The sequence below is a fragment of the Halalkalicoccus paucihalophilus genome (assembly GCF_001593955.1).
GTDB lineage: Archaea > Halobacteriota > Halobacteria > Halobacteriales > Halalkalicoccaceae > Halalkalicoccus > Halalkalicoccus paucihalophilus.
In genome coordinates, this window is record NZ_LTAZ01000023.1 from 22,927 (window position 1) to 39,175 (window position 16,249).

The 16,249-nt window shown below is 57.0% G+C and carries 19 protein-coding genes; 15 read left to right on the top strand and 4 right to left on the bottom strand.

The features are described from left to right. Nucleotides 1-41 precede the first annotated feature (41 nt). Both HAPAU_RS19525 and HAPAU_RS21425 read right to left on the bottom strand, forming a co-directional pair. A complete protein-coding gene (locus HAPAU_RS19525; RefSeq protein WP_066385943.1) occupies nucleotides 42-245 on the bottom strand; it encodes a hypothetical protein in 204 nt (67 codons plus the stop codon). Nucleotides 246-267: 22 nt separating this feature from the next. Then, complete coding sequence (locus HAPAU_RS21425) at nucleotides 268-429, bottom strand: hypothetical protein (protein ID WP_157078589.1); 162 nt, start codon at nucleotides 427-429, stop codon at nucleotides 268-270. A gap of 123 nt (nucleotides 430-552) precedes the next feature. Here HAPAU_RS21425 and HAPAU_RS19530 point away from each other — a divergent pair, with 123 nt between their 5' ends. Genes HAPAU_RS19530 through HAPAU_RS19540 form a run of 3 tightly spaced genes read left to right on the top strand, consistent with a single transcriptional unit; the run spans nucleotide 553 to nucleotide 5,685 of the window. Further along, a complete protein-coding gene (locus HAPAU_RS19530) occupies nucleotides 553-1,038 on the top strand; it encodes a hypothetical protein (RefSeq protein ID WP_066385945.1) in 486 nt (161 codons plus the stop codon). 6 nt (nucleotides 1,039-1,044) lie between these two features. After that, nucleotides 1,045-2,421: a hypothetical protein gene (locus tag HAPAU_RS19535; protein ID WP_066385946.1), complete on the top strand. Its 1,377-nt coding sequence runs from the start codon at nucleotides 1,045-1,047 to the stop codon at nucleotides 2,419-2,421. Nucleotides 2,422-2,481: 60 nt separating this feature from the next. Then, entirely contained in the window at nucleotides 2,482-5,685 is a 3,204-nt protein-coding gene (locus HAPAU_RS19540) for a hypothetical protein (RefSeq protein ID WP_157078590.1), read from the top strand. Nucleotides 5,686-6,965: 1,280 nt separating this feature from the next. Here HAPAU_RS19540 and HAPAU_RS19545 read toward each other — a convergent pair. Further along, nucleotides 6,966-7,349 carry a hypothetical protein gene (locus HAPAU_RS19545; RefSeq protein WP_169802700.1) on the bottom strand — a complete coding sequence of 128 codons (384 nt, stop codon included), beginning with the start codon at nucleotides 7,347-7,349 and terminating at the stop codon, nucleotides 6,966-6,968. A gap of 249 nt (nucleotides 7,350-7,598) precedes the next feature. Between HAPAU_RS19545 and HAPAU_RS19550 the strand changes: the two genes are divergently transcribed. Together HAPAU_RS19550 and HAPAU_RS21430 are read left to right on the top strand one after the other, a co-directional pair. Beyond that, nucleotides 7,599-7,940, top strand: a complete 342-nt coding sequence (locus tag HAPAU_RS19550; RefSeq protein WP_157078591.1) for a hypothetical protein — start codon at nucleotides 7,599-7,601, stop codon at nucleotides 7,938-7,940. 14 nt (nucleotides 7,941-7,954) lie between these two features. Further along, nucleotides 7,955-8,113 (top strand): hypothetical protein, encoded by a 159-nt coding sequence (locus HAPAU_RS21430; RefSeq protein WP_157078592.1) that lies wholly within the window; start codon nucleotides 7,955-7,957, stop codon nucleotides 8,111-8,113. A gap of 554 nt (nucleotides 8,114-8,667) precedes the next feature. Here HAPAU_RS21430 and HAPAU_RS19555 read toward each other — a convergent pair. Then, nucleotides 8,668-9,387, bottom strand: coding sequence for a DUF2270 domain-containing protein (locus HAPAU_RS19555; protein ID WP_066385954.1), 720 nt, complete (start codon nucleotides 9,385-9,387; stop codon nucleotides 8,668-8,670). A 468-nt stretch (nucleotides 9,388-9,855) separates the two neighbouring features. Here HAPAU_RS19555 and HAPAU_RS22685 point away from each other — a divergent pair, with 468 nt between their 5' ends. The 10 genes from HAPAU_RS22685 (at nucleotide 9,856) to HAPAU_RS19600 (ending at nucleotide 16,025) form a co-directional block, all read left to right on the top strand. Beyond that, on the top strand, nucleotides 9,856-10,335 hold the full coding sequence (locus tag HAPAU_RS22685; RefSeq protein ID WP_245634282.1) for a plasmid mobilization protein: 480 nt from the start codon (nucleotides 9,856-9,858) through the stop codon (nucleotides 10,333-10,335). A 2-nt stretch (nucleotides 10,336-10,337) separates the two neighbouring features. Continuing rightward, entirely contained in the window at nucleotides 10,338-10,856 is a 519-nt protein-coding gene (locus HAPAU_RS19565) for a relaxase/mobilization nuclease domain-containing protein (RefSeq protein ID WP_066385957.1), read from the top strand. A gap of 98 nt (nucleotides 10,857-10,954) precedes the next feature. Further along, entirely contained in the window at nucleotides 10,955-11,167 is a 213-nt protein-coding gene (locus HAPAU_RS19570; RefSeq protein ID WP_066385958.1) for a hypothetical protein, read from the top strand. Continuing rightward, entirely contained in the window at nucleotides 11,167-12,486 is a 1,320-nt protein-coding gene (locus HAPAU_RS20775) for a type IV secretory system conjugative DNA transfer family protein (protein ID WP_084383945.1), read from the top strand. Before HAPAU_RS19570 ends, HAPAU_RS20775 begins: the two co-directional genes overlap by 1 nt. Nucleotides 12,487-12,680: 194 nt before the next feature. Further along, complete coding sequence (locus HAPAU_RS19580) at nucleotides 12,681-13,331, top strand: helix-turn-helix domain-containing protein (RefSeq protein ID WP_066385959.1); 651 nt, start codon at nucleotides 12,681-12,683, stop codon at nucleotides 13,329-13,331. 62 nt (nucleotides 13,332-13,393) lie between these two features. Further along, nucleotides 13,394-13,783 (top strand): HalOD1 output domain-containing protein, encoded by a 390-nt coding sequence (locus tag HAPAU_RS22115; RefSeq protein ID WP_066385961.1) that lies wholly within the window; start codon nucleotides 13,394-13,396, stop codon nucleotides 13,781-13,783. Then, nucleotides 13,780-14,205: a hypothetical protein gene (locus tag HAPAU_RS22690; RefSeq protein WP_066385962.1), complete on the top strand. Its 426-nt coding sequence runs from the start codon at nucleotides 13,780-13,782 to the stop codon at nucleotides 14,203-14,205. Before HAPAU_RS22115 ends, HAPAU_RS22690 begins: the two co-directional genes overlap by 4 nt. 6 nt (nucleotides 14,206-14,211) lie before the next feature. Then, nucleotides 14,212-14,388 carry a hypothetical protein gene (locus HAPAU_RS21440; RefSeq protein WP_245634283.1) on the top strand — a complete coding sequence of 59 codons (177 nt, stop codon included), beginning with the start codon at nucleotides 14,212-14,214 and terminating at the stop codon, nucleotides 14,386-14,388. Nucleotides 14,389-14,543: 155 nt separating this feature from the next. Beyond that, a complete protein-coding gene (locus HAPAU_RS19595; RefSeq protein WP_066385964.1) occupies nucleotides 14,544-14,804 on the top strand; it encodes a hypothetical protein in 261 nt (86 codons plus the stop codon). Nucleotides 14,805-15,665: 861 nt separating this feature from the next. Continuing rightward, complete coding sequence (locus HAPAU_RS19600; protein WP_066385967.1) at nucleotides 15,666-16,025, top strand: hypothetical protein; 360 nt, start codon at nucleotides 15,666-15,668, stop codon at nucleotides 16,023-16,025. The last annotated feature ends 224 nt before the right edge of the window (nucleotides 16,026-16,249 follow it).

Genomic DNA, 16,249 nt, shown 5'->3' on the forward strand with positions numbered 1-16,249 from the left:
CCCTGTGGTCCGAAGAAACGTCCGTCGGGACATGGTCATGGTCAGAACCAGGTACTCACGACGTAGATGACACCGACGGTCGTGAGGAGCCAGATCGCGTAAATAGCGAGGTGGTTAACCGTGTTCTCGATCAGCCACGGCCGTAGCACGTAGTACGACCCCAGTGAGACGATGACGATCGCCCACGCGACGACTAAGTACGCGATGGTACTCTTGATCGTCTGGAGGGCCGAGGCAGCACTCATGCCGAGCTCCCGTTATTCGGGGCTAGTCGTCCTCGTCGTCGCACCCCGGAAGGATCCCGACCTCGATCAAAGCGATTCGGAGGAGTTCGGTGTGCGCTTCGTCGCGGCTGATATCCTGTTCGTCGGCGTAGTCGTTGACGCCGCCAAGAGCCCATCCGGGGACGTCGTGGTTTGGTCGTGGCATATTGAGACAGACCCACACCGATAATTCCGGTCGGTAAAGTTAAGTCATTCCCGGCGGGAGTGGATGATATGTCCAATCCGTCCATACCGACGCTTTGGACAGGTGCACTATAAATCTACTGCCATGACAGCACTTAGACCTCAAACGATCGGGCGAATCGCACGAGACCGCTTTGGCGAGTTGGCGGCTTCGAGACGCAAACAGAACCGACTTGCAGCGGGGATCACCGGTCTCGGAGGAATCCTGCTAGCTGTCGATCCGGCCGCCGCTCAGCTCGCGGATAACACGGGGACGCTGTGCGGGACGGGCGTCGACACCGGCTACATGTTCATCATGAGTATGCTCGTCCTCGGCGGGATCGTCTTCGGCTCTATTCAGTCTGGATTCGGATTGATTAACCTGAACAGCACGGACGAGAACGCCCACCGGAAGGGCAAGAATGGCGTCAAAAGCGGGGCGACGTCCTTCGGTGTGATCTTCATCCCTGTGCTCGTGACCGTGTTCCTCGAGGTTCTAGGCGTCAATCTCGCGAGTTGCTTCATCCCGGACATCAACGTCCTCGGTGGCATGATCGCGCTCGCCGCGGTCCCGACTGAGGTCCTCGACTAACTCTTCATGCGACGTTTTACCGCAAGCATCGGCGCGATAGTGGTACTTGTCCTGCTCTCGTCGGTGATCCTGCCAGGGGTCGCACTCGGCCAGGTGGGCGGTGGGACGGCCAACGATGATGGAAACACGACAAGCGCGAACGAATCGGAAACGTCGGATCGCCTCGAGACGGCGGTGAACTCGGGGAACGCGAACAGTAACGAATCCGGCAACTCGACCGCCGGAAACGAAAGCGGTGAGACGGATATGCCCTCGATCGGGACGAACAACGGCGCGGGCGGAACGATCGGCAATAGCGACGGCGGTGATGGTGGGATCTTCAACGTTGAGGAGCGGGTCAAAAGCCTAATCGACGCGCTCGTTGCCGACGGGATCGCTGGCCTGCAGAAGATTATCGACACACTCGTCGAGGAACTGAACTACCTGCTGTTCAGCCTGCCAGCGCCCGGCGAGCCAAGTGATCCCATGTCGTGGTATCTCCCTGATAACGGCTGGTGGCCCGACATCATGCGATTCTACGGGATCATGGCCTCGGCGGCCTTCGCGATCTTCGTCCCGTCGCTCATGCTCGCCATGATCAAGAACGACAGCCGGGAGACGCGAAACCGAGCCCGGTTTGTCCTGAAAGCGATGGGTATGGTTCTCGCTGGTCCCTTACTGATCGGGGCATTCCTGCATACGTTCAACGGCGTGAACGTGGCACTCGCGCCCTCGGGGACCGAGTTCCTGAGCACTCCCCAAGACGCGGCCCAACTCAGTGTCGGGGCGACATTGTTCCTGATCCTGCTGAAGTTCCATGCCGTGATCATTCTCCTCGGCCTCGTGCTCCAGCTCGCTCAGTTCGTCCTCGTACATGTCGCGGTCGGGATGTGGCCTGCCTCGTGGGGGTTCCGAGCACTTCCTTCGCCGACCTTCGAGGCACTCGGCGAGTTCGGCGTGAACACGATCCCGCTGCTCGTGCTCCTCAACTTCGGTCAAGTGGCGATTCTCCGGTTACTCTTTGAGATCAACTGGGGAGCGTACGGCTGGGGCGCGGTGATCGCCGGCCTACTCGGGACGGCCGTCGTGCTTCTACTGACCTTGGTCGGCGCGCCGTACATGCTGTTCAAACAGCAGTGGCAGGCCGTCGGCGTCTCGATCGGAACCAAACAGGCCAAACAGGCCGGGAGTGACGCAGCGGACTTCGCGTCGGCCAAGTTTGAGAACGTCCGCGCCCGCTTCGACGATTCGGCCCGTGGATCGGGGAGCAGCGATTCGAGCAGTTCGCAACCCAGTGCGACGTCTCACCGCCTTAGTGGAACACCCTCGTCGGGGCCTCGGGCGTCAACCGATGCCGGCCGAAACTCCTCGCAAGATATCGACCGGCGGCGGAGGGACCTATGATCTCGCTATTAGCGGGTATCGTGCCGACAACTACTGACACCACAACTCAGATCCAGACCCATGACTGATACCGACGGAAGTAACGAACCAGCAGACCCGACACAAGTAACGGCCCCAGCAGTGGATACGTCGACCCCAATCTGGCGATGGATCACCTTCGAGAACGCCCCGTTCCTGATTCCGACTGTACTCGGTCTCGTGGGCGGGCTTCTCGCGATTCCTCTTCTCGGCTTATTCGTGTCCGGTATCGTGTGGGTCGCGACGATGGCGTGGACGTCGATGGTCTACTTGGTCGTTCAACAGACCGCGTCTCGAACCCGGCCGATGTGGAAGCTCCAGGACGCAATCGCGTTCAATCGCCTCCAGCTTGCCATGCCGTGGACGCACGCCGAAGTCGCCGCGAGTCAGATCCATCAAGTTGAGGAACTCTACGACGACGGGACGGTCGAGACCACCGACGGGCGGCTCGTCGGGGCCGTCCGATTTGACGGCGTCAATACGGCCGACATGACCGAGCAAGAGCGCAATCGGATGGTCGCGGACCTCTCGGCGGCGGTCGATGAGGAGATCAAGGACTTTGATTTCCGGTTTTATTCGACGACCGACGACTTCGACCCCGAGCGTATTGTCGGTCAGTACGACCGAGAAGCGCGCTCACCGCGCCTTCAGCGCGAGCGGATGGCATACGTTCGGGAGATGTTTAACACCGTCTATGAGTGGTTCATCGACGCCGACGAGCCGACGTGGCAGGCCCGCGAGTGGCGCCACTACGTGATCGTGGAGGCATCGGCCGACGAACAGCGCGCTCAGTACGCCGACCTAGAGGGAGAGGACACAGGCGAGGACGCAACCGACGGAATCGACGCGGTCACGTTCAGCGAGATGAGGGACGACCTCGCGGACCGCAAGCGGATTCTTCGGACCGATGTGGCGGGCTCGGTCGCCGACTGTTCCGCGACCTCGGTCGGCACACAGGAGATGGCAGCGCTGCTTCGACGGTTCTGGTCCGGGCAGTCCCCTACGGACCGCCTTCGCGACGCCGAGGAACAAGACGACGAGGCGATCACCCCGACCGAGGCCGTCGACGACTCACAAGTGACCGTCTCGCACTCGGAGGATCAGCTCGCCGAGGACCTCGGAATCGCGGCCTCGCACTTTGACGCAACGCGTGGTCTCGTCGAGATCGGCCAGCAAGTCGCCCGGACGTACTGGGTGAGCGGCTGGGATCCCAGCCCCCGCTCGATGTTCCTGCGTGACCTCTACACCCTTCGCGACGACGTCGACGTCGACGTGTGTATCCACAACCGGGCGCTCGACCGCGACCTCGTGAAAGACGCGCTTCGGTACGACATTCGCGATCTCAATGTCGAGCAGGCCGACCGTGGCACTGACATCTCTTCGCTCGACGTGAGCGAATCCAAGAAGTCCTACATCCGACTCTATCAGCAACTCGCGGCCGAAGTGACCCAGCCGTGGGCGATCAACGGCTACATCACTGTTCGCGCGGGCGGCCGCTCAGTCCTCGAGGAGTTCGAGGATGACGTCGCGGAGACACGTGGGTTCGACGTCCTCAAACGCCACCACCTAGAGGACACCGCCGAGTCGATTCGGAAGGCCGTCGGTGGGTCGCCGGCGAACCTCACGCTCGTCGCACCGGGACTTCGCCAGAAAGAGGCGTTCGTCGCGTCCTCGCCCATCGGCTTAGACGAGTACACCGACGCCGTCGATGGGACCGACTGGATGCACGGCGTCCGGCAACTGTTCGGCGCGGAGAACACCGGCGACGTGATCGAAGGCGGTCGATCAACATTGGCCGGCGGCGGAGCTATCGGGGCCATGTTCCCGTTCTGCTCGGCGATCATCCACGACGAGAACGGCACGCTCTGGGGACGGAACACGCAGAACGGCTCGCCGGTCGTGGTCGACGAGTTCGACCGAGGTTCAAGCGGCCACACGCTGACGATCGGGACAACCAGACACGGGAAAACGTACGCCGAGACGCTGATCGATGGCCGCTGGTTCAACGAACGCGACGACCGCACGCTGATCGTCGCGGACACCCAGAACGGATTCACGGGGCTGACTGAGTATTGTGACGGGTCACATGTCGTGATCGACGGCAGTACGCCCTTGAACCCGCTTGCGATCAGCGCACCCGACGACGCCTATTCAGTCGGTCGTGGCGATTCGGATCCCGTCCGGCTCAAAGTCGAAGAGGTCTCACAGTTCATCACCGGCGTTCTGCGTGCACAGGGCGTGAGCAACACCGGCGATTACGTTTCCTCGATCGAGGAGATCGCCATGCGGACCTATCGCCGGGCGGGGATCAAACCGGACGACCCCGAATCTCTCGAGATGGACAGCCCCGACATGACGGACTACCTCGACGTGGCGAGCGACATGATCCACTCGACCGAGGAGTACACGATCTCCGGCCACGAGGCCGAAACGGGGATCAAACGCGACCGACTCGCCGAACTCCTCGACTATCTCTCGGGCTTCCGCCCGAACGGGAAGTACCACGCGCTGCTCGGTGACGAGGATGAAGATGAGGATGAGACCACCGACATGGTCGATACGATGGGGCTCGGTCTCGACGACCCGGCCGTCGACATGGTCTATCTCGACCTCTCCGAGACGAACGTCGAGACGTCGGTGATGCTCCAGCTCGTGCTCGGACAGGTCTCGCAAGCGATTCGGAAAGCACCGGGACAGTCGAAGTTCGTGGCCGACGAGGCCCACGTCCTTATGCACGACGAGCGCGCCGTCGACTGGGTTACTCGTGCGGCTCGGGAGTACGCACGCTTCGAGAGTGCGCTGTCGCTGATCAGCCAACACCCCAGCGAGTTCCTCGCCAGCGGTTCGAGCGACGACAAGGAGGTGTTCAAGGATCAGTGTTCGATCATCCGGTTCTTCCGAACGCCGGGCGTCGACGTCGAAACCCTCGAGCGCTTCGGCATGAACGCGAAGCAAGCCGACCGCGTCCGGAACGGCCTCGTGACGGGTCGCTCTGGGAAAGGCTACTCGGAGTGTCTCATCAGTCTTCAGGATCACCACGGCTGGATCCCAATGCGCGTCGAAGCCTCGCCATTCGAGGATATGCTACTCAACTACGACCCGAACGGCGGCCTTGAGTTTGCACAGTACGTTGCCGATGAACACGGCGGCGAACAGTTCGAGCAGCTGGCCGCCAACCTCGAGGACGACCAGGAGGACGAGGACGGGACCGACGCGATCGCGAAGCCCGCACTTGCCGACGACTAACGCGAGCCCACTTCTCCCGTGGTGGCCATCCCATGCGTGTGCGGTGTGTCACGCATCTCGAGCGAGTACTCGTCCGGAGCCGTCTCCGTAAGCCCTCTCTAACAATACTGATATGACGGTATAGAGGAAATAGGACACCCTTGACGTACTTCGTCTGGTAGGAAGTTGTTGGTGAATCCTGGGGTGTCCTGTTCTGATTCGGTGTAACTCTCCCCGCTACTCGGCCCTTCAGCATCCGGAGGCGGTTCTCTCGTGCGTGCGGTATGACGACTGTCCCGAGCGAGCGAGGGTTCCGGGAGTCAGCTGTGGCACGTATCAGAGGTCAGTTCGTATCTGGAGGATCGATAGATACAGCCAGCCGACTTATCATCATGTGTAACTTTTTCGGCCTGATTTTCGTCGCGCGAGCCGTCGTTTCGGATCGGATTTTTCGCGCGCTTCTGCGAAGGTGGCTGTGGTATTTTGATTGAGTGCCCTTAGGCACGCCCTCTAAGAGGATATTGACACCCCCTGTCGAAATATCGAAGCAGGCTGACTTTCGACCGTGAGGCGGTGCGGTCTATCCCGCTGCGGTGGCGGTATCGTATCCTGCCAGAGCGCCGGAGGCGCGACGGCTGGATTGCGGTCGCGGTTGGAGTACTCTATGGGCTGACCTAGCTAGCCCGTCTGTGCTTGGCCTACAAGATCTCTTCTTGAACACTGAAATCGCACTGCTCTTCGTGGATTGAAAGCGTCCAAAAGGGAAGGGGACGCAGGGCGCCTCTGATATCACTCTGCGTCCCATTTTTGGATGAGTTCTGTAACCACTGGCTGGCTACTCTCCCATCACAGTAGTGTGTCTAGCAGACTAGCTGCTTATTCGCCTGATGCCAAGACGTATCCCTGTGTAGAATCATTACAAACTAGGCGCTGATGAACGTGTTCAACACCGTGAAAGCGCCCACAAGGGGAGAGGGACGCAGGACGCCTCTGACATCACCCTGTGTCCTACTCTTGGATGAGCTTTGTAGCCTCTGACAAGGCTACTATTCCCTTATGCAGCGAGGTGCATAATGTCTTGGATAAATCATTTATTTTAGATATTTGGCCTTGTTGAAACCCTCTTCACGTCTTGCGGTTTCGTATAGCGGTTAGTTTCCACTGTATCGACCGAGAATGGCACGTAGGGCACCGCTTCTGAATGTCAGCAACAAAGGATCTCAACAGAGCCAGATATTTCATATCAAATAGAGTGCCACAGGCGCGACGGCAGTGTGGTGGCGGTATTCTGTTTCCGTCGATCAGGGGGGTACTCCGGTGGCCAGTAGTACGAACCCGACGACGAGACTGATCACTCCCATTCCTCCGAATACATACGCTAATTTCTGCTGATTGAGGCTGTAGGGGATTGAGGCGAATAAGAGTGCAAGAAAAGCTCCATAACAGAACACTGCTATAGTGAGATGGTCATTACCGTAGGCGGTAATGATTGTGAGTGACTGGTGGAATGCAATGAACAACGGCATGAATAAGAGCCCGAGATAGATCGAAATCGTCTCATTGGAAACTGATATTAAATTCTCATTTTCCTCCTTAACGTAATAGCGGGTAACTCCAAGTAGCAGGGGGATTAGAATACCAGTTAACTGAACGACACTCATCGCGTAATCAACGTCGGGTGGCACGGCTGGTGCATAGTGGCGGGAGTATAGGTATTCTTCTGTAATCTTATTTAATGATCTAAGACACTCCCCCCAATTCTCGAGTTCTCGAGGGGTTAACTAGACTAAGACGCCCGAATCGACCATACAGTTAAATGTATAGAGATGGTAATTTTAACCATAATGGCTGGATCCCGCAAAGACCGCGAAGAACTCCTGAAAGAGTCCTTCTGACGAGATTTTGGCAACTATACGAAGCAAATGCTGCACCGGATGGAATGGTCAGAAAAGACACGCGGGCCAACGCTCACCGTCCCCTCCGAATCCGCCGAAACCAAATCGATTGAAAAGCAAATGAAAGACTACTTCTCGTTCGATTCGTCGGATTCGTCCGAAGTCGAGAAGGCGATCGAGGCCGCCCGCGAGGAGCGCGCCGAACTCGCAAAAGTCGAGAAGGACGTGTTCGGCCCCGAAGACAAAAAGTCGAAAGACGAGAAGTCGCTGGCCGAACTCGAGAGCGAGGTATTCGGCGGGAAATCCCACCCGGCGCCCCGCTCGAAAATGGAAAAGAGCGATTTGGCCGCTCGCGAAGACGAAGTGTTCGACCGCTATTGAGCCGCCCCCTACTCATGAGCGAACAGACGCAACTCGGAGATTACGAGGACGACGAGGCCGATGCGGACACTCCCGAAAAGGAGACTGTCACGGCGGCCGACCTCGAAACGCTCGCAAAAGTAGTCGAGGGGAACACCAACGCGAGCAGTTACCCGGCGCTAGTCCACTTCTGATTTCAGAACTAATCACGGGACAGTTGAAGGAATTATTATATGTTCTGTACGAGGGGAAAAATACATTCCTGAGGAGCATCTATACTCAATTAGCGGGTGGGAATTGTTAGCATGGGAACACAGGGTGCCTCTGATATTCCGACTAGTCACCCACCCGCCTTTGCGACGAGTGTGCCAACTTGTAGAGCACTACTTTTGATTTCTAATCACAAGTGCAAACCGCATGACGACGGCGACCTGGGTTCAAACAAAGCGTGACTTACGGCTGAGTATATAAAAAATGCCAAGCCTTGTGCAACATTCGGCCTCTATGAAAGGCGTACGTTGCACAAGGTCAAACAATCCTTCTCGAGGCGCAACTCCGAGAGACACCGACGCCGGTAACGGCACGGGCTGACGGTGGCGAGACCTGCACGATCGAGGAGCAGGCCGCCGCCGTGGTCCGCGAAGTTGAACGGGGCGACTGATCACAATACCCCTGTATGTAGTGGTTGGTGCTGTCTTCAGTTCCCGGTCAGAATAGATGAAGTACCTGTTACGTAGGACGTGCGGATTTATCCGTCTGTCTCTTTCCAGTCGTCCGGGTCCCCTTCACGGAATTCACCCTTGGCATGGCGCTCGCGGGGCCAGAAGGTGATGCCCAGCAGTACGACGTAGAACACACCCACAACGGCAACCACAGCAATCCCGGGGATACGGGCGATTCCAGCGGTTGTGAGCCAGTCTTGGCGCGGCGCGAACGCTGTAATCTTGAAGACCCACGCGACCAATAGAACACTGAGTAGAGCAAGGTACACACGCCGGAGCCGGTTTACGAGAGCTTCGTATAACGAGACTTTCAGCGTCGGCCTGCGATAGTCCCTGCTCAGTTCCGCTCGCCAGTCATGACTTTCAGTGCCTTGGGACGGATCGAGGGCGTTTGCGAACAGGTTCTCTTGGATGACTCGAGCACGAGAGCGAAAGACATCGTAGTCCCGGTACCGCCGTGCTTCGATGCCCAGAAAGATGGTGACGACAACGATCCCAATCAGCAAGATATAGTGTGGGTTATCGGTACTCGAAAACGCCCACGTCAAGATTGCTGCCATCAGCGTCACCGCCCACGTCGTCGTCTCGTCGAGGCGCTGCCGCCACGTCCCCACCCGGTCTATCTCTCCGCGATAGGCGTGGGCCATCACCGAACCGAGTCCCGTACTGTCGTCAACCATTTCGCGGCCGATCTCCCGTTGATCTGGTGCTGTTGGGTCGAACTCGTCGCTACTCGAATCAGTCATAGAGGAGAGACAGCTCCTCGCTCCATAAGCAGTGATGGTGACAGCGTAATCTGAGTATTATATACTGGAAAGTACGAACAGTACGCACGTTCTACGTATCAGTAAGGTAACCGAAGTTTGACGTGAAACCAAGTCAGTCAGATCATTCTTTGATACACTCCCTTGTGCAACAATCGTCTTTGTGAGAAGGGGAGATGTTGCACAAGGTGAGACAAATCAAAAATATCAGGTGTATAGACACGTCTGGTATGTCCACGGTCTCAGACCGGCCAGGTATGCCCACGGATCGGACCAAAAACTACTAGGATAGGGGCCACATTGCTCGTACTGTGGTGCACACCGTAACATGACCGCTACCGTATGCCGATTAGAAGGGTTACACAGTGCGTCTTTAACCTGCCATGCGACTCAAACACCGGCTCAGCGAAAAAACTCAGGCCAGCCAGCATACCCCACGAGGTAAGAGACATGACCAATAACAACACATCAGACGGTCGGACAAAACGGGTGACGTTCTACGTCAACGCCGAAGAACGCGACGCTCTCAAACAGGAAGCCGACGACCGCGGCAAATCCCTGAGTGGCTACTGTCTGCAACTCATTCGACGCCAGCGCCAACTCGACGCCGAAGAACAACTCGCCGAGGACCTCAACGTTGAGCAACGCCTCACGCAAATCGTTAATGAAGCCGCCGAGGACATGGCCGACGCCGCACAAGCCCTCGAGGAACAGCAGCGCCTCTCGGGGAAGTACTCGATCGCCTTGTGGGAACTACTGAAAGCCGACTACGCCGACCCGAAGCGACGAGACGCGATCGCGACGAGCCACGAACGGCTGAACAAAGTCATTGACATGGAAGCGCCCCCCGACGCCGACGACCTCGAGGAAGACGAACCACAGTCGGACTCAGGGAAGGCGAAAAGCGTCGATGAACTCTTGGACCGCTAACCATGCACGGAGACGCCCGCGATACGATCTACAAGACGGATTACGCCGACGACGCGGGGACCGAGAAGCTCACAAACTACCTTCAGCACGATCAGCAGGCGATCCGCGACAGGACCGGCCGCCCCATGTCCAAGAAGGAGATCGAACAGTTCAACGAGAAGGCCGCTGGCAAGCGGAACCGGCACATCATCATCAGTCCTCGAGACCACGGTGAACGCTCCGACGAGGACCTCGATCGCGCCACCCGGCGATACATGCGCGACATGACCGAGGAGAGACCCACGGCTGATTACGTCTACTCCGTCCACGACGACAAGGAGAACGGCAGAGACGTCCATATCGCCATGACAGCGAACGATAAAACAGACTTAGCAATGTACCCCGACGACATCGAGCGCGAACGAAAACGCGCCCATGAGACGTATCTCGAGTACGGACGCGACCGGACTCGCGAGAACGAACAGGAACTTCAGCAGGAACAGCAGAATGAACGCACTCGCGGACACGGAAGGGGGCGATGACATTTCTTTCAGTCCTCTCCTCGTGGCTCTCGAATAGCGAGGACAGCTGTTCACACCAAGATGTTGACTACGTAGAAGGCAATTGCACGTATGACGATGTGTCTCTCCAATCGGGGGAGATCGTCCTCTCCACCTACCGGCCGTACTACCGGCAGTGTGCGGACTGTGGCGACACCTTCTATGACACTCGCTACACGGCCGACGGCACTGAGACGCCACTCGGCGAACCCGTGGGAAGAACGCCAATTCCCCACCATGTGTATAGCGAGTATCTTCGAGAACACGAACGCGAAATCGGGAGGGGCCGATAATGGTGGTCGAGACCCTCCTGCCTGTGGCCGCTCTTGGAACGGCCGGGTTAGCCTACGGCGTGAAACGGAAAGTGTTCCCGGCCGCCCCGAAGCCCGACGAGGAGAACTTCGCCCTTCCGATTGAGCTCAACTCCGCCGACGCCGAAGACATCAGTAGCCGGTTCATCAAAGGTGTGCGGATCCCCCACCGGTCGCTGCTCACACTCGGCGCAAGCGGGGCCGGCAAGAGCGAGACGCTCAAGCACTTCGTCGATCAGCTGCAGAACGACCCGAACGAGCCCGTCGTCGTCTACGATCACAAAACCGACTATCAGGAGTTCCTCGACGACCGCGGAGACGACATGATCCGCCTCTCATCCGGGGGTTCGGCCGACGAAAACGGGCACGCACTCGCCTGGAATATCTTTGCCGAGATTGAGACCGAGGAAGACACTGACGAACTCGCACGAGCACTGTTCCCTGAGGAGAGTGGGGACTTTTGGAACGCGGCCGGGCGGCAGTTGTTCGCGGCGATCTTGAAGTACATGTATCGGGAACTCGAGAACCCCGACAACGCCGACTTCGTCCGGTACTGGGAACGTACAACGCCGGAGGAAATGCACGAGGACCTTAATCGGGACGGCCACGAGGACCTCACCGCCGCCGCGAGTGCCATCAACCCTGAGACGGAGCGCCAGGCAGGCTCCGTATTCGCGACGGCTCAACAGCAAATCACGGATCTCTTTGTGGGTGACTTCGCGGAGAGCGGCGAGTTCTCGATCCGCGAGTACATGCAGAACCCCGACGGTCGGGTCTTGGTGCTCGATTACCCGACGCGACAGTCAGGGACGATTGCCCCTGTGTTCCGCCACCTGATCGACCAGGCCATCATGCACGGCATGGACGACCCCGACCGGTCGGCGTACTACCTGCTGGACGAAATCGAGCACCTGGACGCGACGATCAAGCGCCTCGGTGAGCTGATCAACGTGGGCCGGGGCGTCAACTGTCAGGCGATTCTCTCGCTTCAGTCAGTCGCCCAGCTCGAAGACACGTACGGGAAGGAACGCGCCCACGCGCTACTGTCGGGCATGGTCACGGTGATCGGCCTTCGGACGGCTGATGAGGAGAGCGTGAATTATCTCCGTGAGGCCGTCGGCACGTCCTTCGAGCAGTACACGCGGAACTCGGGATCCGACCGTACGCCGAGCGAAAGCGAGGAGAAAGAAGAGTATCAGTTCGCGAAGGGCGACCTCCGGAATTTCGACCCCGGCGAGGCCGTGATCTGCCGCCAGGGGAAAGGGTGGGTTTACTGTCGGATCCAGTTGCTCGAGGAGTAGTCGACTCTTTTTACTCGCCTTGGGCAACAATCAGAAGTGAAGTAGAGGCCAGTACGCATCTATCGTGGCGCTCCTCTGCAAGCTCGCAGGTGAGTATTTCCATGTCTGGCCGATCCTCGTATAGGAGGAACCACGTCGAGGATGCGTCCGGACTCATCCACACATTCTTTGATTCACTCTCGACTACTGTTAGTATGGCAATTGAAGCCTCATTCACGACCACCGAGGGCGACTTCCCCTTAGCTGCTGTGTTCGAGGATTTCCCCGACACGCAAATCGAACTCGATCGCGTTGTCCCCACAGACGGAGCGATCATCCCGTATTTCTGGATCGAAGACGCGGATGTCACTACTGTTGATATGAATAACGTTGTCCATCCCGGGATTCACGATATTCGTGTGATCGATAACGTCGGCAGTAACGCGTTCATCCGCATCGACTGGGATTTCGAGTACGAGAGTATCTTAACCGCTATTCTTGAAACGGAAGCGGAACTTATCTCGGCCATTGGAACACAGGCACAGTGGACATTCAACATCCGTGGCGAGGAACAACAGGCGATCTCCCAGTTCCATACGTACTGCAAAGAGCACGAGATTCCCGTCGAGCTGTCCCAACTGCACGCGCTTTCCCCGTTACGATCAGGGCACGAGTATGATCTGACCGACGCCCAACGAGAGGCATTGACGCTCGCATATACCGGTGGATACTATGATTCGCCGCGACAACTACCGCAACAAGCACTCGCTGACGAGCTTGGGATTACCAGACAGGCTGTGGCCTCCCGCCTCAAACGGGGTACCAGACGCCTCATCGCGAGTACCCTAATCACTCCGGATGACTGAGTATATAAAGAAATTACGTAAGCAACAGTTAGACTCACCCGCGAAACGACCATAACTCTACTGTGTATCAAGGGGATTCAAACACCAGGAGAGCGGGTGCCTTTCCACAACAGGCGGTCGTCGACGATGGGGAGTATCCCGATCTGCATATCGAGGATGACCTGCTCGACTCAGCGGACGAGATCACTTACCATAAGGGCAAGAGGGTCTATCGATTGGAGTACGATTCAGAGGTCGATACGCCGAGCGTCGCTGTGGTCGCTGCGATCGCTGCGATGACCCGCACGGATCCGATGGATCTCGACCCACTCCACTCGGTGATCGATACGAGCGCGTTCGACGACCTGTTTACTGCGACCGATCACAAACGGTGGGGCCGGGTCGTCTTCCGATTCAGCGGCTTCGAGATCATGGCGAGCAGTCACGGGGTAATCGAGGTGAACCCACGATGACGTATGTAGCGTTCGCCGATGTTGAGGGGGCGACGGGAACGATTGCCGCAGATTGGACGATCGAGTATGATGGGGCGTTCACCGAGACAACCAACGCCGTTGTCTCGAATATGGATCGGAACGGGAACGCGAGTAGGGAAGATCTCCAACGGCTTATGCTAACTCTCTTCAAAGAGGGCTATCTCGCGGAGATCGAGCTGATCGACAATACGCCACGTCAGGAATCGCTCAGGGGGCAATCGAGAGCAGATCGACGCCAATCAGGGATCCAGAGTGAGAAGGAACTACAACGGAAGCTATCGCGTCTCTTTCAAGCGGCATATCGAAATGAAGTACCAATCGGTCCGACGTGGGTGTGTCGGTACGAGGACGCCCCTGATCTGGAGATCATGGTGTTTGAACTCGCTCATTTGCAGGACTGAATCGGGATGTCCTTCGAGCAGTACACGCGGGGTTCAGGCGACAGCCGGACGCCCAACGAGAGTGAGGAGAAAGAGGAGTATCACTTCGCGAAGGGCGACCTCCGGAACTTCGACCCGGGCGAGGCCGTGATCTGTCGCCAAGGAATGGGGTGGGTCCACGGACGGATTAAGATGCTCGAGTAGGCCGCCGACCTCTCTTTTTCGCTCAGAAAACTGAAGCCCATCCCATTGGCGCATTCATCCCCATGCCTTTGCTGTTCTCGCCTTGTGCAACAGTCGCCTTTCCTGATCGGTCGAATGTTGCACAAGGCGAAGTAGCTGGATTCCATAGCTACAGTATGCCTGATCAACCCACTCTCTCCGAGTTTGCCGATCACGGCAAAGAGTCCACACAAAATCTCGAGGAGCAGCAGGCCGACACCGATCAAGACGATCTCGACAGAACGGAAGCACTCGCGGAAGCAGTAAGCCACCTCGCTACGATAGCGGATAGGAACGTACAGAACACGGATCGGATTAAATCGCTTGAGAAACGCGCTCAGGGACTGAGAGAAGAAACGGCGACTGATCACTTGGAGGATCTACGGGGCTTCTACTAAGTATCACGTCGAGTAGTATTCTTCTCGCCTATAACACTAATAGGAGGGAGATCTGTCGCATAGTGTCTTGTATATAAGCTTTTTAAGCGGCTGATCGGGCGAAACCCCCGATATGGAAACCTATCTTTCGGGAGAGAAGTAGCCGTATTCTCGTCGATCGGGAGGCAGGATCAAGCTGCGAAACCCCGGTGTAGAGTGCTACAAAGTGGGTTCCTCTCTCTGGATAGCCTCTCATGACCGACAATGTTCGGGGATTTCCAGATTGCAGCTTGATCACCAAGTGCGGTCTACTCTCTACTCAGTATGAATCAGACCGATATCAGGTAGTGCAATGATTCACCACTCATCAAACAAGGTAGGTTCGATCTCATTCAACCGATCACGAAGGTGTTTTAGGAACCAAACTCTATTTAAATTCTCACTACCCTCCTGCGCGAGGTCATACTGTCCCGAATGGATACCAATCAATTGATAGCGTGGGTGGGGCCGCCCTTCCACTGTGTCTCTATATAATACTGGACTTCCACTAGTTCCATCATGTAATTTCGCATCGATTAAGAAAAATGGACTGACATCAAAATCAACATCTAGTGGATGTGCAAAATCCGACCTCAATGCGAGCAATTTGATCCGAGAGACTACGCTGGCGAGGTCACAGGAGTAGACTACCGGCAACATTATTCGGAAAAATAGGCATTGAGTGAGCTGAGACACACCGCGTTTCGGGCCAATGTGTAAAGACTGGAATTCGTACCTTGTGCAACTCGGTCGTCTATGAAACGCGATTGTTGCACAAGGCTGATCGATCGCAAGCCGTGCGTCTGACATAGACCTTTCACCGTCATGGTGAAGGTATGCATAATGCCGCGTCTTACAATCACCGTTACCGATGAACAGGCCGCCCTTCTCAATGAGAAAACGGGTGACGGTGGCGAGTATGAATCAAAGAGTGAAGCGGTGAGGACCTTCATACAGGAGTATGAACGCCTGTCTGAACGGGTGACTGACCTCGAAGCAGAATACGAGGAGCGTATTGCCGACCTGGAGCGGGAAAACGAACGACTACGGAACGAAAAACAGCTAATCCTCGAACAGCGCGAGGAACACACGGACCTCGTGCGGGCGATCGAACGTGAGCAATCCCGCGAGGACCGGCGGGCGCAAGCCGGTGTACTCACTCGAGCGAAGTGGTGGCTTGTGGGGATGGCCGACGAGGAGTAGCGCAAAATATGTAGTCGTATAGCATTTATAGAAACGAAAGCTGTGGGTTCGAAGCCTGTACCGCTTGTTATCGGGCGAATCAGGCGTTTCTCGATTTACTTTTGATTAACTCACAAGTCAACAGTGGAAGTAGCGGGGTCGCCGCTGTCTCTAAAGTGTAACCACTCTCTGCTGAAATCCTCAGAGGATAAGAGAGTAGTATCAACATTGGTTGACTATTCAAG

What these genes read in the sequence shown, in the direction of transcription:
- HAPAU_RS19595 (WP_066385964.1), top strand. Translation starts at nt 14,544, where the DNA reads ATGCCTGATCAACCCACTCTCTCCGAGTTTGCCGATCACGGCAAAGAG.
- HAPAU_RS21430 (WP_157078592.1), top strand. Translation starts at nt 7,955, where the DNA reads ATGAGCGAACAGACGCAACTCGGAGATTACGAGGACGACGAGGCCGAT.
- HAPAU_RS22690 (WP_066385962.1), top strand. Translation starts at nt 13,780, where the DNA reads ATGACGTATGTAGCGTTCGCCGATGTTGAGGGGGCGACGGGAACGATT.
- HAPAU_RS21425 (WP_157078589.1), bottom strand. Translation starts at nt 429, where the DNA reads ATGCCACGACCAAACCACGACGTCCCCGGATGGGCTCTTGGCGGCGTC.
- HAPAU_RS19530 (WP_066385945.1), top strand. Translation starts at nt 553, where the DNA reads ATGACAGCACTTAGACCTCAAACGATCGGGCGAATCGCACGAGACCGC.
- HAPAU_RS19600 (WP_066385967.1), top strand. Translation starts at nt 15,666, where the DNA reads ATGCCGCGTCTTACAATCACCGTTACCGATGAACAGGCCGCCCTTCTC.
- HAPAU_RS19565 (WP_066385957.1), top strand. Translation starts at nt 10,338, where the DNA reads ATGCACGGAGACGCCCGCGATACGATCTACAAGACGGATTACGCCGAC.
- HAPAU_RS19555 (WP_066385954.1), bottom strand. Translation starts at nt 9,387, where the DNA reads ATGACTGATTCGAGTAGCGACGAGTTCGACCCAACAGCACCAGATCAA.
- HAPAU_RS19540 (WP_157078590.1), top strand. Translation starts at nt 2,482, where the DNA reads ATGACTGATACCGACGGAAGTAACGAACCAGCAGACCCGACACAAGTA.
- HAPAU_RS21440 (WP_245634283.1), top strand. Translation starts at nt 14,212, where the DNA reads ATGTCCTTCGAGCAGTACACGCGGGGTTCAGGCGACAGCCGGACGCCC.
- HAPAU_RS19535 (WP_066385946.1), top strand. Translation starts at nt 1,045, where the DNA reads ATGCGACGTTTTACCGCAAGCATCGGCGCGATAGTGGTACTTGTCCTG.
- HAPAU_RS22685 (WP_245634282.1), top strand. Translation starts at nt 9,856, where the DNA reads ATGACCAATAACAACACATCAGACGGTCGGACAAAACGGGTGACGTTC.
- HAPAU_RS19580 (WP_066385959.1), top strand. Translation starts at nt 12,681, where the DNA reads ATGGCAATTGAAGCCTCATTCACGACCACCGAGGGCGACTTCCCCTTA.
- HAPAU_RS19525 (WP_066385943.1), bottom strand. Translation starts at nt 245, where the DNA reads ATGAGTGCTGCCTCGGCCCTCCAGACGATCAAGAGTACCATCGCGTAC.
- HAPAU_RS19550 (WP_157078591.1), top strand. Translation starts at nt 7,599, where the DNA reads ATGGAATGGTCAGAAAAGACACGCGGGCCAACGCTCACCGTCCCCTCC.
- HAPAU_RS20775 (WP_084383945.1), top strand. Translation starts at nt 11,167, where the DNA reads ATGGTGGTCGAGACCCTCCTGCCTGTGGCCGCTCTTGGAACGGCCGGG.